Origin of the sequence: Gallibacterium anatis DSM 16844 = F 149, from assembly GCF_000379785.1 — a bacterium.
GTDB lineage: Bacteria > Pseudomonadota > Gammaproteobacteria > Enterobacterales > Pasteurellaceae > Gallibacterium > Gallibacterium anatis.
In genome coordinates this window covers 32,076-50,799 of the sequence record NZ_KB903748.1, presented here as the reverse complement: position 1 = coordinate 50,799, position 18,724 = coordinate 32,076, and the positions used below count along the sequence as shown (strand labels likewise).

General features: G+C 39.8%; 15 protein-coding genes and 1 tRNA gene. 7 read left to right on the top strand and 9 right to left on the bottom strand.

Annotated features, from left to right (window positions below):
* Nucleotides 1-211: 211 nt before the first annotated feature.
* From ssb to A3EO_RS0111660, 9 genes are all read right to left on the bottom strand, one after another.
* The gene (gene ssb / locus A3EO_RS0111700; protein WP_018347284.1) at nt 212-631 is read right to left on the bottom strand and encodes a single-stranded DNA-binding protein; all 420 of its coding nucleotides are present in this window, start codon (nt 629-631) and stop codon (nt 212-214) included.
* A 97-nt stretch (nt 632-728) separates the two neighbouring features.
* Nucleotides 729-2,078: an STY4528 family pathogenicity island replication protein gene (locus A3EO_RS0111695; protein ID WP_018347283.1), complete on the bottom strand. Its 1,350-nt coding sequence runs from the start codon at nt 2,076-2,078 to the stop codon at nt 729-731.
* Nucleotides 2,075-2,641 carry a DUF2857 domain-containing protein gene (locus A3EO_RS0111690; RefSeq protein WP_013745203.1) on the bottom strand — a complete coding sequence of 189 codons (567 nt, stop codon included), beginning with the start codon at nt 2,639-2,641 and terminating at the stop codon, nt 2,075-2,077. The genes A3EO_RS0111695 and A3EO_RS0111690 overlap by 4 nt, the downstream gene beginning before the upstream one ends.
* 2 nt (nt 2,642-2,643) lie before the next feature.
* A complete protein-coding gene (locus A3EO_RS0111685) occupies nt 2,644-4,326 on the bottom strand; it encodes a ParB family protein (RefSeq protein ID WP_018347282.1) in 1,683 nt (560 codons plus the stop codon).
* Between the two features lie 13 nt (nt 4,327-4,339).
* Entirely contained in the window at nt 4,340-5,677 is a 1,338-nt protein-coding gene (dnaB, locus tag A3EO_RS0111680; RefSeq protein ID WP_018347281.1) for a replicative DNA helicase, read from the bottom strand.
* Nucleotides 5,678-5,688: 11 nt separating this feature from the next.
* The gene (locus A3EO_RS0111675) at nt 5,689-6,501 is read right to left on the bottom strand and encodes a ParA family protein (protein WP_018347280.1); all 813 of its coding nucleotides are present in this window, start codon (nt 6,499-6,501) and stop codon (nt 5,689-5,691) included.
* A 104-nt stretch (nt 6,502-6,605) separates the two neighbouring features.
* A tRNA-Leu gene (locus A3EO_RS0111670) sits at nt 6,606-6,690 on the bottom strand.
* A gap of 134 nt (nt 6,691-6,824) precedes the next feature.
* Nucleotides 6,825-7,277, bottom strand: coding sequence for a DUF441 domain-containing protein (locus A3EO_RS0111665; protein ID WP_018347279.1), 453 nt, complete (start codon nt 7,275-7,277; stop codon nt 6,825-6,827).
* Between the two features lie 9 nt (nt 7,278-7,286).
* Complete coding sequence (locus A3EO_RS0111660) at nt 7,287-8,213, bottom strand: LysR family transcriptional regulator (protein ID WP_018347278.1); 927 nt, start codon at nt 8,211-8,213, stop codon at nt 7,287-7,289.
* 138 nt (nt 8,214-8,351) lie between these two features.
* Here A3EO_RS0111660 and metE point away from each other — a divergent pair, with 138 nt between their 5' ends.
* From metE to lnt, 7 genes are all read left to right on the top strand, one after another.
* Nucleotides 8,352-10,625 (top strand): 5-methyltetrahydropteroyltriglutamate--homocysteine S-methyltransferase, encoded by a 2,274-nt coding sequence (metE, locus tag A3EO_RS0111655; RefSeq protein ID WP_018347277.1) that lies wholly within the window; start codon nt 8,352-8,354, stop codon nt 10,623-10,625.
* 320 nt (nt 10,626-10,945) lie between these two features.
* Nucleotides 10,946-12,430, top strand: a complete 1,485-nt coding sequence (rng, locus tag A3EO_RS0111650; RefSeq protein WP_018347276.1) for a ribonuclease G — start codon at nt 10,946-10,948, stop codon at nt 12,428-12,430.
* Between the two features lie 138 nt (nt 12,431-12,568).
* Nucleotides 12,569-13,201, top strand: coding sequence for a histidine phosphatase family protein (locus A3EO_RS0111645; protein ID WP_018347275.1), 633 nt, complete (start codon nt 12,569-12,571; stop codon nt 13,199-13,201).
* 76 nt (nt 13,202-13,277) lie between these two features.
* Nucleotides 13,278-14,738: a metalloprotease TldD gene (gene tldD / locus A3EO_RS0111640; protein ID WP_018347274.1), complete on the top strand. Its 1,461-nt coding sequence runs from the start codon at nt 13,278-13,280 to the stop codon at nt 14,736-14,738.
* Nucleotides 14,739-14,828: 90 nt separating this feature from the next.
* Nucleotides 14,829-16,037: an aspartate aminotransferase family protein gene (locus A3EO_RS0111635; RefSeq protein WP_018347273.1), complete on the top strand. Its 1,209-nt coding sequence runs from the start codon at nt 14,829-14,831 to the stop codon at nt 16,035-16,037.
* 80 nt (nt 16,038-16,117) lie between these two features.
* A complete protein-coding gene (gene corC, locus A3EO_RS0111630) occupies nt 16,118-17,017 on the top strand; it encodes a CNNM family magnesium/cobalt transport protein CorC (RefSeq protein WP_013745214.1) in 900 nt (299 codons plus the stop codon).
* 97 nt (nt 17,018-17,114) lie between these two features.
* A complete protein-coding gene (gene lnt / locus A3EO_RS0111625) occupies nt 17,115-18,656 on the top strand; it encodes an apolipoprotein N-acyltransferase (RefSeq protein WP_018347272.1) in 1,542 nt (513 codons plus the stop codon).
* The last annotated feature ends 68 nt before the right edge of the window (nt 18,657-18,724 follow it).

The window sequence follows — 18,724 nt, the reverse complement described above, 5'->3', positions numbered from 1 at the left end:
ATCAGGTTAAATATTTGTTAAATTTTAACATTTTTATAATATTTGCTTTATTTTTGTATAATAAATGACCTAATATACTCAGTATGATTAAAAAATAAGCACTGGTCACACTGCGATCATTGCTTATTTTTTAACCTACTCAGTGTTTATTAAATAAAAAAGCCGGTTATTCACCGGCAAATGCTTTACTCATTACTAAGGGGAATAAGAATTAAAAAGGAGGTGGTTCATCTTCAATGATTTGAATTTCCGCTTCAGGAGAAATATGTTCTTCTGTCTGTTTGTTTTGTTGAATAACTGGTTTACTGCTTATTAATTGTAACTGCTCACCAATAATTGAAGTTGTCCAGCGATCAATGTTTTTATCATCCGTCCATTTTTGTGTACGTAAATAGCCGGTCACAAAAACTTTACTGCCCTTGTGCAGATAATCTTTGGCAATTTCTGCTAATCTTCGATATAGCACAATTCTGTGCCATTCGGTTAATTCTTGTCTTTCACCGTTTTTGTCTTTCCAAACGCGACTTGTTGCTACGCTTAGCATTGCAGTTAAATCGCCGTTCGGCATATAACGTACTTGAGGCGCATCCCCCAAGTTACCCAAAATATTTACCTGATTAACGCTCGGCATTGATTTGTCTCCTCGTGTTGTTTTTTAATTAGAGCTTATTATTCACGCCACGCCGTTAATCACAATGATTAATTGATTTTCCGAAAGCGATAAAAAACTAACCTCGTAATTGCTCTGCCAGTAATTTTGCTTTATTCAGCATATTGGCAAGCTCTTCAGGACTTCTAGTGACTGTCAAAACCGGGTTATTTTGTTTTTTTGTCTGTGAGGTTGGTTTTGCCAAATCTGCTGTTTTGTTCTTAATTTTGCAAAGATACTCGTTAAAGTCTCCCTGTTTCGCTTTTCTTAGCAAGCTACACACATAGCTTAGCGGATTACGAATATCGCCTTTTTCAATGCGTAATGCAGCTTCAGTCATCACGCTCTGAACGACAGCATCAGATAATCTGAGTTGTCTTATTAAATTTTCTAGAGTCTGTTTTTCTAGATCGTTAAATACTTTTAATAAATTATTATTAAATACAGTACTAGTACTGTACTTAGTATATATATTATTAGTACTAGTACTGTACTGAGAAACTAAGTGTTTTTTACTGAGTTCCGTATGAAAATTAGCCGATTTTAGTGGTTTCGTACTGAGTTCCATATCGGAACTAAGCAAATTTTCTCCTTTTTCACTGAGTTCCATTTGGGAACTGGCTATATTTTCATCATTTTCACTGAGTTCCATTTGGGAACTGGCTATATTTTCATCATTTTTACTGAGTTCCATTTGGGAACTCTGATAATTTTCACTGAGTTCCATATCGGAACTCTGTAAAACTTCATCTTTTTGACTAAGTTCCATTTCGGAACTCTGCAATTTTTTCTCTTTTTCACTGAGTTCCGATTTGTTATCTGTCTCTGTTGTTAATAATTCTGCCATTACTTTTTTCGCTACTGCCGGAGTGCGATTTGAATTTAATGAGGCATCTTGGGATTCATTGAAACGTTTCTGCATCAATGTTAAATATGATACAAAATGAGCGTTGTTTTTATCATTTTTGATTGACTCAATAATATGCTGTGCAACTTCTTGCACGACTCTGTCATTGTGTTTAGTTGACTGAGCAAGTAGTTTTAAATAGGAAGAGTCAAAATGAACGGCATCCGTAATGCCGATAGGCTCATCGTGAATGATGTATACGTTGCCCAAAACTCTTCCTTTCTCATCTCGTTTGGTATCACACAAAGTGAGCCATCTTGTTAATCTCAACAACAATAGCGTTTGACTTACAATTTTTCGTGAGACTTTTTCTTGGCGATAAAGTTTGTCTGAGAGAAGTTCTTGCAACTTCTCATAGCTCGGAAATAAGCTACTAGCAAAGGCTTTCGCGTGGTAACGAATCATTTGCCAAGTATATTTTGCACGAACCGTTAAATAGGGATCTTGTAAGAGTCTTAGAGGGACGGTTTCGTGCGGATTTCCAAAATAAAACAATCCTGCGTTCCCTGTTGTTATTGTCATAGCTCACCTCCATTTTTTTCCCATCTCTGCACCTGCTTCCAGAGCGTTGTCAAATCAAGATCCAGCTCTTCAGCAATCACCATCAAATTGTCTAAAGCGGTAATATCATTTAGCTCTCTGTTTTTCTCAGAGAGCTTACAGGCTTCCTGCCATCTATACCACGCAGCACTGGATTTTTCCGGGTCAGTAAATGCTCGTCTTCCGCTTGAGATTTGCTTCCCTAGCAAACGTCTTCTTTCGCTAACTTCGTGGCTTTGCGCGCCAAAAAAATGGCGCATTAATTCAATGCTTGCGCCAAGAACAAGTGCTCTGTCAAACAGATTTTGATATTCTGTTTGATCTTTGGTTCTCTTCAGCATTTTATTTAGTAAATCGTGATTAACACTTACTTTGAAAAAAGTCGTGTTCATATTGCTCAGAAAATGGAGCTCGTCAGTAGTAAGGTTGTTGATTTTTATCAACTCCTCGGTACTAAATCCCAGCTCCTCACAATAGCGTAATTTGCCCATTTTTATCTGGGCAATGAGGTGAGGTAGTATAATTTGATTGATTGTTGGCATCATAATTAACATCCCCGTAAGTGCTGTCTTAATTGACGCGTGACTCTGATAAGCCTGAAGATTTTAACCAGTAATAAATCATTAATTTCCGGTTCAGATTCCATACCTATCAATAATGATTCATTGAGGGTACAAGTTAAATTTTCATTGTGACCATCTGTTGCCAAGCACGACAACAATTGATGTATATTCTCTTGCAAAGCAGAGACATTATCTGATTGTAATGGCAGAATAGTAAAACTGAAGTCATCATTAATAGGTTCAATGATGGATGATTTAAGACCGATAATTGACACAATATCAGTCGTTAACCCATACGCTTCAAAGCGTAGTTTTTCAACATTATCAATAGCTGGATAAATTTGCCAGATATCTTCAACAGGCTGACAGCCACTGTTTGCAAATGTTATGCCGTTTTGTGCGGCTCGTTGCTGTTTCTGCTCATTAATTGATTGCTGTTTTTCAAATGATAGCCCGAAATCAGATAACCCATTATCGTCAATATTGTCTGGTTCAGTTGTTAAAGATTCTTCATAATCTGGTTCAGTCTGATAATCTTCATTTTCTGGTTCAGAATTATCAAAACCATCAAAATCGTTCATTTTTTGCTCACTGGTCACACTGCGATCAGTGCTTATTTTTTGATCATCTTCTGATTTTTCATCATTTTGATTATCTGGTTCAGTTTTTAATTCCTGTGAAGGCGTAATATTTTCATTAACTGCTTCAGTTTCTTGATTGGTTGATACATTGGCTTTAGGTTTATTCTCAAGTTCAAAGAGAATATCTTGGTAAGAAACATAATCCGTACCAATTTCATTGACCATATTGCCTATCAATTCATCTTGGAAAATTTCAAATGAATAGTCGTCATTATCGAACCTTTTTAGGGTATCTAACCATAATGACTGAAAACTATTGTTATCTTTGTAGTGTAATGCGGTGTGTTTATCAAAACACTTTTCTGCATTGTTATAAATGATTAATAATTTTTCGATTTGCGGTCTTCCCATCCCATTAAATAATAATGTTGGAATGGCTGGATAGAGTAAATCAATGCATTGTTGCATCCTTGCCCAGACTGAATATGTGACGCTATAGCCATCGGCTTTTAAGCGTTCAATAAATTTACGGTGAGAAAGTGATTCACCTAGCTGTTTTTCATAAAACCGTTTTGCTTGGGCAATGCCTAACGCACGTTCAATGAAGCTGAGGTCTCCACGCAGGTCATTTTCAGCTAAATGTCCAATCAAGCAATGTAAATCGCCTTCTGTGTTGTCATCGCTTTCACCTTGCCACGGCTTATATAGACAACGAATGGAGAAATATTTAGGGTCTTGTGTTTCTTCATATAACTCTTTTAATGCCTGCAGACGTGTGTTACCACCGTCAGCGATGATATAAAAATTCTCATTTGGTCGCTTAGTAATGTTAGGTGGAAAATCTAATCCTCTTACTCTGATAGACTCTTTGATCTCTTCAAACTTTGGATTTTGTGTTTTTCTTGGGTTGTTATCAAACGGTCTTAATTCTAACAGCGTGACTGTCCTTAATTCAGGTTCTGCTGTTTGAGTAGCAGTAATCGCTGCGGTGTAATCAGGGCTAGTATTTGGAATTAAACCGACCTGAATGCCTCTCATCAAAGAGGCTTTGCGTTCTTCTTTTGATTTTTGAAAGATATTTTTCATAACTCCTCCTTAATTAGGCATTAGCATAATGAGATGGCTCAAATCGGGAATATTGAGCAGCAAAATAAGATTCTACTGTACCAACTGGGCCGTTACGTTGCTTCCCGATAATTACTTCCGCTAACCCGGTTTTTTCATCATCTTTGCTATAATAATCGTCTCGATGCAGCAATATAATGACGTCTGCATCTTGTTCGATTTGGCCTGAGTCTCTTAAATCTGCGTTGGTTGGACGTTTTATCGCTCGTCCTTCTACAGCTCGATTAAGTTGAGCCAATGCGATTACCGGGCAATTCATCTCTTTCGCTAACGCTTTCAACGCATTAGAAATTTTGCTGATTTCTTCATAGCGATTTGGTGCTGTCGGATAACGCATCAGCTGTAGATAATCAACAAAAATTGCTGCAGGTTGTCCGTGTAATCTTGAGTATTTACGGACTCTTGAGCGTAAAATATCCGCTGTTAATGAAGGAGAATCATCAATGATTAAGCGATTTTCCCATTGTTTGATGGTATTGATTGCTGTTGACAGCTTGGCGAAACCCTCATCATCTAGCAAAAGCGGATTACGCAAGGTTTGCAGTGGAATGTTGCCAACCATTGATAACAATCTAGTGATGATTTGATCTGATGGCATTTCTAGCGAAAAGAACAATACAGGCTGTTCAGATTGCTCTAATGTCGCTTTTATTGACGAGAGTAAGAATGCGGTTTTTCCCATTCCCGGTCTGCCTGCGATCACCACGAAATCTGCAGGCTGAAAGCCTGTCGTCATTGTATCTAAATCATCTAATCCTGTTGGTATTCCGCTTACTGCCGAATTTTGAAAGCACGCATTTTCTATTTTGCTCACTGCTGTTTTCAATGCTGCAGAAAGTGAGATATTGCTGGCATCAGTTTGATTGGTGGTTATCTCAAATAACTGTTTTTCAGCACTTGATATTACATTTTCTATGCTTTCATTTTGTGAGATATTTTGTAATTTCTCACCCAATTTCATCAACTCTCGCACTTTTGCGATTTCGCTTAATTTTTTAGCATAGACTTCAGCATTACTTGATGTCGGTGTTTTTTGTACAAGTTCAACTAGATAAGCAAACATTCCCTCTTGAGAGGGATAAGATTTTCTTAAATCGTCTTCTAAGATCAGAATATCAATACTTTCGCCATTAGAAAGTCTGTTTTTGATTGCTTTGAAAGCGATTTGATGCCAATTGAGTGAAAAGTCTTTTTCAGACACGATATCTGAAATATTGTCAAATACGTCATTATCAATTAGTAATGACCCAATCACGGCTTCTTCTACCTCTATTGAGCGATTCATTAAGGCATTGTTATTTTTTTGTCCCATATTATTTCCTCCTATTGTTGAAAGTAAGGTGCAAATTGAGGAAATAATGTTGAACAGAGCTTCTTCATTGTTTCAAATTCAGACTCTCTGTATCTGTGGATAGGTGTACAAAGCGTATTTGCCTCTCTGTAAGCAACGCGAGATGGAATAGTGAGGTCAAGAAACTCAGCTTGATAGCCTTGTTGTTTAAATTGGGGTTCATTGAATATTTGATGCAGTTGTGCAATAACATCTTTTGCATCATTGGTATTATCAACACGATTAGCAACCGCTTTGATTGGCGGTAAATGCAAGCCCAATGCTTCATATGTGCTTAAATCCGCATATAAGCTCAACGTGCCTCGCAAAAATTCACGCGTTGATAACAGCTCCGGAAGGAGTGGAGAGAGAATTAAATCACTGGCAAGCACTGACATTTCCAATGTGATATCTCGTGTACCGCGAGTATCGATCACAATCAAATCGTACCCTTGAATTTGTTTTAATAAATGATTAAAACGAATAACACCGTCCGGCGAATTTCTTAAAAGTAGGCTAATTTTGCCGGTTGGATCATTAGACTTGATCAAATCGAGATTTTGAATAACGGTGTGAGAGATGATTTCGCTGTGATTGAGATTTTTGTTGATCAAAAACTCATAAATACCGCCCTCTGCAATATAGTCCAGCTCATAATATGAACTTAGAGACGGCTGAACATCGGTATCGATCATCAAGACTTTAAGTCCGTGATCAGCACAAAATGCAGAAATATTCGCAGCGTTAGTAGTTTTAGTAACTCCACCTTTGGTGGATAGAATAGTTGTGATGAATGGTTTTTTCATATGTGGTAACTCTTTGTTGATTAAAGAAAATTTATCAACATCAAACAACCAAAATATGTTTCTACAGGACTTGAATCTGTTTGAAAACAAACCAATCAAAGAGATGGTGCCTAGGGCCGGACTCGAACCGGCACACCCGAAGGCGGTTGATTTTGAATCAACTGCGTCTACCAATTTCGCCACCCAGGCATCAGTGAACGAGGTGCATTATACGGATGTTTAAGACGGTTGCAAGCATAAAATTCACGAAAATGTTCGTTCGGTGCTATTTTCAACAATTTTAGCTAAATTGTATTTTTCTTATCCGATATTGCACCTATTTTTTATGATTTTCCTATGATTAACGACAAAATTCCGGCAGCAATTAATGGCCCGACAGGCACCCCACCTAAAAAAGCAACTCCCAAAATGGTGCCAATCAATAACCCGGTTACCAATGTTGGCGAGCCACTCATCAAGGAAACGCCTCTACCCCCTAACCAAGCAACCAAAATCCCTACGGCAATAGATAAAAACATTTTCCAATGCAATAACTGTTTTAATTCCGGCAAGCTGATTTTTCCGGATACCAGAGGGCTTAAAACCCCGATAGTTAAGATAATAATACCAATGGTCAAACCATATTTATCCAGCCAAACGATATGCTTTGCTAACAGTGTTTGTTGCATTAATAACAAGACTGATGCCGCCACAGTGACCGAACTATTATGTCCAATAACGCCTAACGCAATTAAAGCGACTAAAAAAAGTGCTATCCCATTAAATTGTAAAGACATTTTTCTTCCTCAATCCAAAACCACCAAATCCGGTAAAGTTGCAAAACATTGATTTTTCACTGTTTCATAAAAATCATCAATATAAGCAACGTTTCGATCTTCCACTCGAATTGCCGCATATAAATTACTATATAAACCTTTTTCAGTAATTTTTCTCGCCACAACATACCCTTTTTCTAAATAAGGTAATACTGCCCAGTACGGTAATGCCGCAATCCCTCGTTTACTGGCGACCAATTGTATCATTGCAATGGTTAACTCTGTAGTCCGTCTAATCGGATTTATTCCTGCCGGTTTCAGCACCTTACGCAATAAATCCAGCATATCATCCGGCACCGGATAGGTAATCAACGTTTGATCGACAAAATCTTGTGCCTGCCAAACCTCTTTACTTGCCAGTTCGTGATCTCTCGCACAAATCCCTACCATTTCATAAGCAAACAAAGGACAATGGATCACTTCACTGTTTTCTTCCATTTCCGATACCACTGCCCAATCGGCACGATTGGTTAACAATAATCCCACCGGATCGGTCTGGAAACCGGAAACAATATCCAATTCAACCAAGCCCCAATGTTGTCGAAACTGATCCATTGCCGGCATTAACCAATCAAAACAGGTATGACACTCTACCGCAATGCGTAACTCCCCTGCTTCCCCCTGTTTAACCCGCGCTAAATCACGCTCCGCAATAACCACTTTCGGCAACACCTCATTTGCCAACTGAATCAAACGCTCTCCGGCGGCAGTAAAGCGAATAGGCGATGTTTTCCGTTCAAATAAAGGTAAGCCGAACTGCTCTTCCATTAGCTTTAATTGATGAGAAAGTGCCGATTGCGTTAAATAAATGCGTTTTGCAGCTGAAGACACACTGCCGGTCTCCTTTAATGCCAATAACGTTTTTAAATGTCGTAATTCTAAAAAGGTAGGTTTCATCTTTATTAATTTAATTCATCTTAAATATGAAAATTATGAGCTTTCATCATACAGAATTTTTCGTTATTCTGCATCATATAAAGACGTTTAGACGTCTATTCAGATCAATTTTAATATAAAAATATAAGGAGATGCATTATGACAACATTTCACCTTTTAGGTTTTCCGCGCGTTGGCGCAAAGCGTGAACTAAAATTCGCTCAAGAACGTTATTGGCGACAAGAGTTATCTGAACAGGATTTATTAACCGTTGCAAAATTATTAAGAGAAAAAAATTGGCAACACCAAGCCGCCGCCAATGCGGATTATGTGGCAGTGGCAGATTTCACTTTTTATGATCATATTTTAGATCTGCAAGTGGCAACCGGAGCAATTCCAGCGCGTTTCGGTTTTGATAGCCAGCAATTAACGCTTGATCAATATTTCCAACTGGCGCGTGGTAACAAAGAGCAATTCGCCATTGAGATGACAAAATGGTTTGATACCAACTATCACTATTTAGTACCGGAATTCCACAAAAACACCGAATTTAAAGCTAACCCAGCCCATTATGTGCAACAAATTCGTGAAGCAAAAGCCCTTGGTTTAAATGTGAAACCGACCATTGTTGGCCCATTGACGTTCTTACATTTAGGTAAGGAAAAAGGTGAAGCCTTTGATCGCTTTGCATTATTAACCAAACTCGTGCCTGTTTATGTGGAAATTCTTAATGCATTAGCGGCAGAAGGCGTGGAATGGATTCAAATTGACGAGCCTGCCCTTGCGGTAGATTTGCCTGCTGAATGGGTCGCGGCGTATCAAGCGGTTTATGCTGAGTTAAGCGAAAAAGTGAATGCGAAGTTATTATTGGCAACCTATTTTGGCTCGGTAGCAGAACACGCAAACTTATTGAAATCCTTACCTGTGGACGGCTTACACATCGATTTAGTGCGTGCGCCTGAGCAACTGACTGCCTTTGCTGATTATGACAAAGTGCTTTCAGCCGGTGTGATTGACGGACGCAACGTATGGCGTGCCAATCTCAACCAAGTGCTAGACGTGCTTGAACCGTTAAAAGCCAGACTAGGCGAACGTTTATGGATTGCGCCAAGCTGCTCTTTATTACATTGTCCGTACGATTTATCAGTGGAAGTGCAATTAAAAGAAAACAAACCTGAGCTTTATAACTGGTTGGCATTCACGCTTCAAAAAGTGCAAGAATTATCGGTAATTAAGACCGCACTTGAGCAAGGCCGTGCCGCAGTGCAAGCAGAATTAGCTGCTAGCCAAGCCGCTGCAGATGCGCGAGCCAACAGCACAGAAATTCATCGCCCTGAAGTGGCTGAACGTTTAGCTAATTTGCCGGTAGGCGCAGATCAACGTAAATCGCCATTTGCTGAGCGTATTGCCAAACAAAATGCGTGGTTAAATTTACCTTTGTTGCCAACTACGACGATCGGTTCATTCCCACAAACCAGTGAAATTCGCCACGCTCGTGCACAATTCAAAAAAGGGGCATTAAGCCTTGAAGATTATGAAGCAGCGATGAAAAAAGAGATTGAATTGGTGGTGCGGGAACAAGAGCGTCTAGATTTAGACGTGCTAGTACACGGCGAAGCGGAACGTAACGATATGGTGGAATACTTCGGTGAATTATTAGACGGATTCGCTTTCACCAAATTCGGTTGGGTGCAAAGCTACGGTTCACGTTGCGTTAAGCCGCCAATTATTTACGGTGATGTGGTTCGTCCTGTGCCGATGACAGTTCGTTGGTCGCAATATGCACAAAGCCTAACCAACAAAGTGATGAAAGGAATGCTCACCGGCCCGGTTACGATTTTACAATGGTCGTTCGTACGAAACGATATTCCACGCGCCACTGTGTGTAAACAAATTGGCGTGGCACTTTCTGATGAAGTGTTGGATTTAGAAAAAGCCGGCATTAAAGTGATCCAAATTGATGAGCCGGCAATCCGTGAAGGCTTACCGCTCAAACGTGCCGATTGGGACGCGTATCTACAATGGGCAGGCGAAGCATTCCGTTTAAGCTCAATGGGCGTGCAAGATGATACACAAATTCATACTCATATGTGTTATTCCGAGTTTAACGACATTCTGCCAGCCATCGCCGCCCTTGATGCAGACGTGATCACCATTGAAACTTCACGTTCGGATATGGAATTGTTAAACGCGTTCGCCGATTTCAAATATCCAAATGATATTGGCCCAGGTGTGTACGACATTCACAGCCCACGCGTACCAAAAGCAGAAGAAATTGAACATCTGCTACGCAAAGCCTTGAAAGTATTACCAAAAGAGCGTTTATGGGTGAACCCAGACTGCGGCTTAAAAACCCGCGGTTGGACAGAAACCTTACAGCAATTAGAAGTAATGGTTGAAGTGACCAAAAAATTACGTGCGGAATTAAATTAATATCTAGAAGGAAAAGGTGCGGTTTCTATCCGCACCTTTTCATTATGAACAGAATAAATCCTCATTTACAGTCAAATTAAACAACATTTGCATTTTCCTCGACAAACGGCAATATCGGTTCTCATCACCGTTTTTAACACATTGCATCAATGCTCGTCTTCCCTAAAGTTTCAATATTTGCAAATTCAACAGCAACAAAAAACTTCCCGTTATAAATGATATGAAACAAAGATTTGTAATGATTATTTAAAATATTCTAGGAATTGAATTTTGATTTGGTTAGACTAACGCGCACAAATGAAAATTTTTTAGGAAAAATTATGGATAATGGTAACAAGGTCGAATTATTGGTCAATGTTACCCCGAACGAAACAAGGATTGCCCTGGTTGCAGGGGGAATTTTGCGTGAAGTGCATATTGAACGGGAAACAAAACGGGGAATTGTTGGCAATATATATAAGGGTCGGGTAACACGAGTTTTGCCCGGAATGCAATCTGCTTTCGTTGATATCGGTTTGGAAAAAGCGGCTTTTTTACACGCTTCCGATATCGTGTCGCACACTGAATGTGTCGATGAAAATGAACAAAAACAGTTTGTGGTTAAAGACATTGCGGAATTGGTGCGTGAAGGACAAGATATTATTGTGCAGGTAGTTAAAGATCCGTTGGGAACAAAAGGTGCAAGATTAACCACAGATATTACACTTCCCTCCCGTTATTTGGTCTTTATGCCGGAAAACAGCCACGTCGGCGTATCACAACGCATTGAAAGTGAAGAAGAACGCGCTCGTTTAAAAGAGTTGGTTACACCATTTTGCGATGAGTTGGGCGGTTTTATCATCCGTACCGCTGCAGAAAATGTTTCTCTGGAAGAGCTTAAACAGGATGAAGATTTTCTAAAGCGTTTGTGGCGTAAAGTGTTGGAACGCAAGGTGCGCTCTACTGCACCGGCAATGCTTTACACCGAGCCGGCACTGGCACAACGCATTATTCGTGATTTTGTCGGGATGACGATTGATAGCATCCGCATTGATTCAAAATTAATCTTCCTTGAAGTTAAAGAATTTATTGAAGAATTCTTGCCTCATCTTACCCATACACTCTCCGTCTATACCGGTCCACAACCGTTATTTGATCTTTATAACGTTGAAGACAGCATCCAAAAGGCGTTGAATAAACGGGTTAATCTCAAGTCCGGCGGTTACCTGATTATTGAGCAGACCGAAGCAATGACCACAATTGATATTAATACCGGTGGTTTTGTCGGTCATCGTAATCTGGAAGAAACCATTTTTAATACCAACATTGAAGCGACACAAGCGATTGCCCAACAACTGCAATTACGTAATCTCGGTGGCATTATTATCATTGATTTTATTGATATGCAGCTGGCGGAACATCAAGAGCGGGTATTACAGTCTTTACGTGATGCCTTAGCGAAAGATCGCGTAAAAACAACAGTTAACGGTTTTACGCAATTAGGTTTGGTGGAAATGACGCGTAAAAGAACACGGGAAAGTTTGGAACACGTTTTATGTGAAGAGTGCCCAAACTGCCACGGACGCGGTCACGTAAAAAGTGTTGAAACAATTTGCTATGAAATTGCGCGTGAAATTATTCGTGTTCATCATCTCTACTCAAGCGAACAATTCTTGGTTTATGCCTCTCGGGCAGTGGCGGAACATTTGATTAATGAAGAAACACACGCCCTGCTTGCCGAAGTGGAAGTCTTCATTGGCAAGAAAGTGCAAATCAAAATGGAACCTTACTATACACAAGAACAGTTTGATGTTGTTGTGATGTAATAATGTTCAAATTTGTAGAACGACGCATCACTCATTACACGGTGAATTGCCCTATTTTGGGAGAGGTTAAACCTCTTCCAAATTCAATATGCTCTACCGTCGTGAACGGCGTGATTTCAACCATTTAGGAGAAACATAATGAGGCAGTTTTATCTATTCCGCCACGCACAAAGCCAAGCCAATGTGGGCGGAATGCCTCTGCCCGATCGAGAAATCCCTCTTACTGAACTCGGCCAACAACAGGCTTTAAACCGTTGCCAACAGTGGCACATTCAACCTTCTGCACTATACTGTTCCCAATTTTTACGTACCCAACAAACGGCACAACCTTTTGTACAAAAATATCAATTACCGCTGCAACAGCTCTCTTGCTTAAACGAATTGAGTTATCTCGATTTTGCAATGATTCAATCGCTTACCACAGCCCAACGCCAACAACTTGCCACGCAATATTGGCTCACTGCCGAACCGGAAGATAAACAAGCTGCACAATGCGACAGTTTTCTTGATTTTAGTCGGAGAATTGATGATTTTTGCCGACAAATTACGACTTTTCCTGATAATAGTCTATTTTTTACGCACGGTATCTGGCTAGCACAACTATCGTGGAAAATTCTTGATTATGATGTGAATAATAATCGAGATATGCAACGTTTCCGACAATTTACTCACGCTTTGGCAATTCCTAATACAGCCGCCTTTGTATTAACTGTTGATCATCACTGTTTACAGCTACAATATCTGGCAGATTATGCTGTTCTTGGTGTATAAACATTGTTATTTACAGAATGAACGGCATATAATGCTTACCATTTTTTAGAGCAATTTTTTACACATTAATCATAATATGAAGATATTAGACCAAGTAGCAGATTCTTTATTAACACCCAACCAACTTTCCATAGCACAACTGCCAACAATTTTTGATATTTTTTCCGATCGTCAAATCGATTTTGCCGATCTGTTCTTTCAGACTTCAATGGATGAAGTTTGGACATTGGAAGACGGCATTATCAAAGAGGGCGGATTTCATATCGATCAAGGTGTCGGCGTGCGTGCTATCAGCGCAGAAAAAACCGGTTTTGCCTATTCGGATGTGATCAATTTGAACGCCTTGCACAATTGTGCTTCTGCCGCAAAAGGCATTGCTCAGCATAAATCGCCCGTTACTGCCATTTTCCCACAACAAGGTTTCAACGCGGTCGATCCAATTTTACATTATGCCGCAATAAACCCTTTGGATACGCTATCGCGCGAGCAAAAAATTGCGCTGTTGCATTTGGTTGATAACAGCGCGCGTGCGGAAGATCCACGAATCACTCGCGTATCCGTCACGCTTTCCACCTTATATGAAGAGGTGCTTATTGCCGCCACCGACGGCACTCTGGCTGCGGATATTCGTCCATTAATTCGTTTATCCATTTCCGTTTTAGCCGAACAGGACGGTCGCCGTGAACGTGGTAGCGCCGGCGTGGGCGGTCGTCGCGCATTAACTTGGTTTTTTGAAGATTATCAAGGTGAACAACGTGCCGTTTATTTTGCAAAACAAGCCGTTCGTCAAGCGTTGGTCAATCTTAATGCCATTGCTGCGCCTGCCGGAATGATGCCGGTGGTGTTAGGTGCCGGCTGGCCGGGGGTTTTATTGCACGAAGCAGTCGGACACGGTTTAGAAGGCGATTTTAATCGTAAAAAATCATCATTGTTCAGCGGCAAAATCGGTGAATTAGTCACTTCTCCGCTCTGCACCATTGTTGATGACGGCACCTTGCCGGATCGCCGCGGTTCACTCACGATTGATGATGAGGGTGTACTGGGACAATACAATGTTTTGATTAAAGACGGCGTTTTACAAGGTTATATGCAAGATAAATTGAATGCGCGTTTAATGGGAATGAAACCAACCGGCAATGCCCGCCGCGAATCTTATGCCCATTTACCGATGCCGCGTATGACCAACACCTATATGCTACCGGGCGCACACCAATTTGATGATTTGATTCAATCGGTCGATTATGGCGTTTACGCACCACACTTCGGTGGCGGTCAAGTCGACATCACTTCCGGCAAATTTGTGTTTTCCACTTCAGAAGCCTATTTAATCGAAAAAGGGAAAATCACCAAACCGATTAAAGGTGCAACCCTCATCGGCAGTGGAATTGAAGTAATGCAGAATGTATCAATGGTAGCGAATGAATTGGAGATTGATCACGGTATCGGCGTTTGCGGCAAACAGGGACAAAGCGTACCGGTCGGCGTTGGTCAACCGGCATTGAAAATCGAAAAAATTACTGTCGGCGGCACCAATTAATGAATTATTATGCAATTTAATTGATTAAATATTCAATTAAGCGTATTCTGAGTTCATTCTATTTTCAGAAAACAGATTGAGGCGAAAATGATGCAACAACAAATTAGACGTAGCGATTTTAATTATGTGATGGTTCAGAACTATACTCCGGCAAATTTTATTCCGGTTAAAGGGAAAGGAAGTCGCGTTTGGGATCAACAAGGCAAAGAATATATTGATTTAACCGGCGGCATTGCCGTTAATGCGTTGGGTCACTGCCCTGATGAACTTATTGAAGTATTACAACAACAAGGTTCAACTCTGTGGCACTCCAGCAACTGGTTTACCAGTGAACCGACCCTCGCTTTGGCAAAATCTTTAGTTGCCAAAACATTTGCCGAACGCGTTATGTTTGTTAATTCCGGCGCAGAAGCCAATGAGGCAGCGTTGAAACTGGCACGTCGTTATGCAGTAGATCATTTTGGTTATCAAAAAAGCAAGATAATTTCTTTTAAACAGAGTTTTCACGGTCGTACTCTGTTTACCGTTAGCGTAGGCGGCCAAGCAAAATATTCTGATGGTTTCGGCCCTAAACCGGCAGATATCATCCACGTTCCTTATAACGATTTGGAAGCAGTAAAAGCAGTGATTGATGATCACACTTGCGCTGTCATTCTTGAGCCGATCCAAGGCGAAAGTGGCGTTATTCCTGCCGATAAAGCCTTTTTACAAGGATTGCGTGAATTGTGCGATCAATATCAGGCACTTTTGATTTTTGATGAAGTGCAAACCGGTGTCGGCCGTACCGGATACCTTTACGCTTATATGCAATCCGGCGTTGTGCCAGATATTTTAACCAGTGCCAAAGCATTGGCAAACGGCTTCCCGATTGGTGCAATGTTGACCACAGACAGAATCGCCGCCAGCTTTAAACCGGGCGTACACGGCACCACATTCGGTGGAAATCCGTTAGCCTGTGCCATTGGTAACAAAGTTATCGAAATTATCGGTAATCTGCACTTTTTGCAAAAAGTGCAGGAAAAGGGAGAATTTATCAAACAACAGTTGGCAAAATTAAACCAACAAACACCGATTTTTAAACAGATTCGTGGCGAAGGCTTATTAATCGGTGCAGAATTGGTTGAACAGTATCACGGAAAAGCAATGGATATTTGTCATCTTGCCAATCAATTCGGTCTAATGTTGTTGGTTGCCGGCCCGAATGTCGTGCGTTTTGCACCGGCGCTGAATATCTCTCAGACTGAATTGGATGAAGGCTTGGCACGTTTTGCTAAAACCTTGACAGAATTCACAAAATAGTTATTGTGAGCTAGTCAAAACGCAGCAAATGTGATAGCTTTTCAACGTTTTTATTACACAGGAGTAATCAATAAATCACTATGAGTGACGAGCATTCGACAAATTCAAACGAAAGCAATGCCAAAAAAGGGTTCTTTCAATCTTTATTAAATAACTTTTTTCCGGCTGATCCTAAAAATAGGGAAGAACTGGTGGAAGCTATTCGTGATTCAGAACAAAATGAGGTCATCAATCAAGAGACACGACAAATGATTGAAGGCGTCATTGAAATTTCTGAATTACGGGTACGAGATATTATGATTCCTCGTTCGCAAATTGTCTTTATCAATGCACAACAGAGTTTGTCTGAATGTCTTGATGTAATTATTGAATCCGCTCACTCACGTTTTCCGGTAATTGCCGATGAGCGCGATAATGTGATTGGTCTTTTGCTGGCAAAAGACTTATTGAAATATTTGCGTCCGGATGCACAACCTTTTTCAGTACACGAAGTGCTGCGTCCTGCAGTGATCATTCCGGAAAGTAAACGTGTCGATAGAATGCTGAAAGAGTTCCGATCCGAGCGTTTTCATATGGCGATTGTTGTTGATGAATTCGGTTCAATTTCCGGCTTGGTCACTATTGAAGACATTTTGGAACAAATTGTCGGTGATATTGAAGATGAATTTGATGAAGAAGACGTTGAAGATATCCGCCAACTTTCAAAACATATCTATGCAGTGCAAGCCTTGACCGATATTGAAGATTTTAACCAATATTTCGGCACCGGTTTTACCGGCGAAGAGGTGGATACGATCGGCGGTGTCATTATGCAGGCGTTCGGTTATCTACCGACAAGAGGTGAAAGCATTACACTGGATAATATTGAATTCAAAGTGACTTCCGCTGATAGCCGCCGCATTATTCAATTACGCGTTATTATTCCTGATGAACAATTGGAAAAAATGCAGCAGGATAATCAGGAAAATAGCAACATATAGCATATTCATTAAACGTTAAATGGCAGACTACTTTTATAGTCTGCCATTATTTATTCTGAAGTTAATAAAATAAGATTAAAATATTGAGATTATTATAATGCCAAAATATCTATATCCTCTTCTTGCCGTTTTTTCCGGCATTATCGGTGTTTTTGCTTACGCCCCTTTTAATTATAGCGGGTTGGCTTTTATTTCTATTTTTTTGCTATTAGCCGTTATTAAATATGCGCCTTCGACTAAATTAGCGTTAATATCCTCTTTTTTATGGGGAATGAGTTATTTTAGCTTCGGTTTAAACTGGATTAATATCAGTTTAGATCAATTTGGAGGTTTATCCACTGCCGCAGCTTATAGTTTAGTGCTTGTTTTAGCAGCATATTTATCGCTATTTCCACTATTATTCAGTTGGTTGATCAGAAAATTAGCAGTACAACAAGCGATTATTTTCGCAATTCTCTGGACTTTTACTGAATTTCTACGTGGCTGGTTATTTACCGGTTTTCCTTGGTTACAATTCGGTTATACGCAAATTGATACGCTGTTTGCCGGCATTGCGCCTTTCTTCGGTGTTCAGGGCATCACTTTTGTCATAGTCTGGTTATCTGCGCTCGGACTCAATATTATTCACAGCCTAAGCAATAAAAATGATCGCCGCTTATTATTAGCGACATCACAAACTTTTCTAGCCATTATTTTAGTAGTCATCAGTTATTACAGTAATAAAATTACGTTTATTAAACAAGATCCGCAACAGAAACCCCTTACAATCACGTTGGTTCAAGGAAATATTGAACAGCAAAATAAATGGAATCCGGATTATATTTATCAATCACTCGATATTTATCAGAATCTGATTATGCCTCATTTAGGGAAAAGCGATATTATTATTTTGCCTGAATCTGTATTGCCATTATTAGAAAATCAGCTCACTCCTTATATTGAAATGTTGTCACGTTTATCGCAACAATCTAATAGTGCTATTTTATTAGGCACTATTTATCAAGCAAGCAACAGCGAACATTTATATAATTCATTAATCGCATTAACGCCGCAACAACCTTATGATATTAATCATACATCACGTTATTTAAAACACCATCTTGTGCCTTTCGGTGAATATATTCCTCTGCCATTTATTGAAAATATCATTAATATTCCTTTTTCCAGTATGTCTGCCGGTGGATTACAACAACCGCCACTACCAATAAAGCAAGCAAATTTCACTAACGCAATTTGTTATGAAATTATTTTTGACAGTGAAGTACAAAAAAGTCTGCAACAAAATACCGATTTTCTGTTAACCGTTTCCAATGATGCTTGGTTTGGTACTTCAATCGGTCCGTGGCAACATTTCCAAATGGCAAGAATGCGTGCATTGGAATTAGGGAAACCGCTAATTCGCAGCACTAATACCGGCGTAACGGCATTTATCGATCCATTCGGTAAAGTCATCAAACAAGCGCCGCAATTCACAGCGACCACACTGACGACAGAAATGTATAAAGTCAGTGGCAAAACGCCATTTGCTGCATTTGGCAATACGCCGCTTTATCTCTTATCCATTATCTTATTTACGCTACATTTATTAGGTGGTTTATTAAGAAAAATGCTATTAAAGAAAATGTTGTCGAATCAATAAGTTAATTTAAAATTAAGCTATTAATACAAAACTTATTTTTCGCCTTAAGCAAACAAAAAACCGGTAAT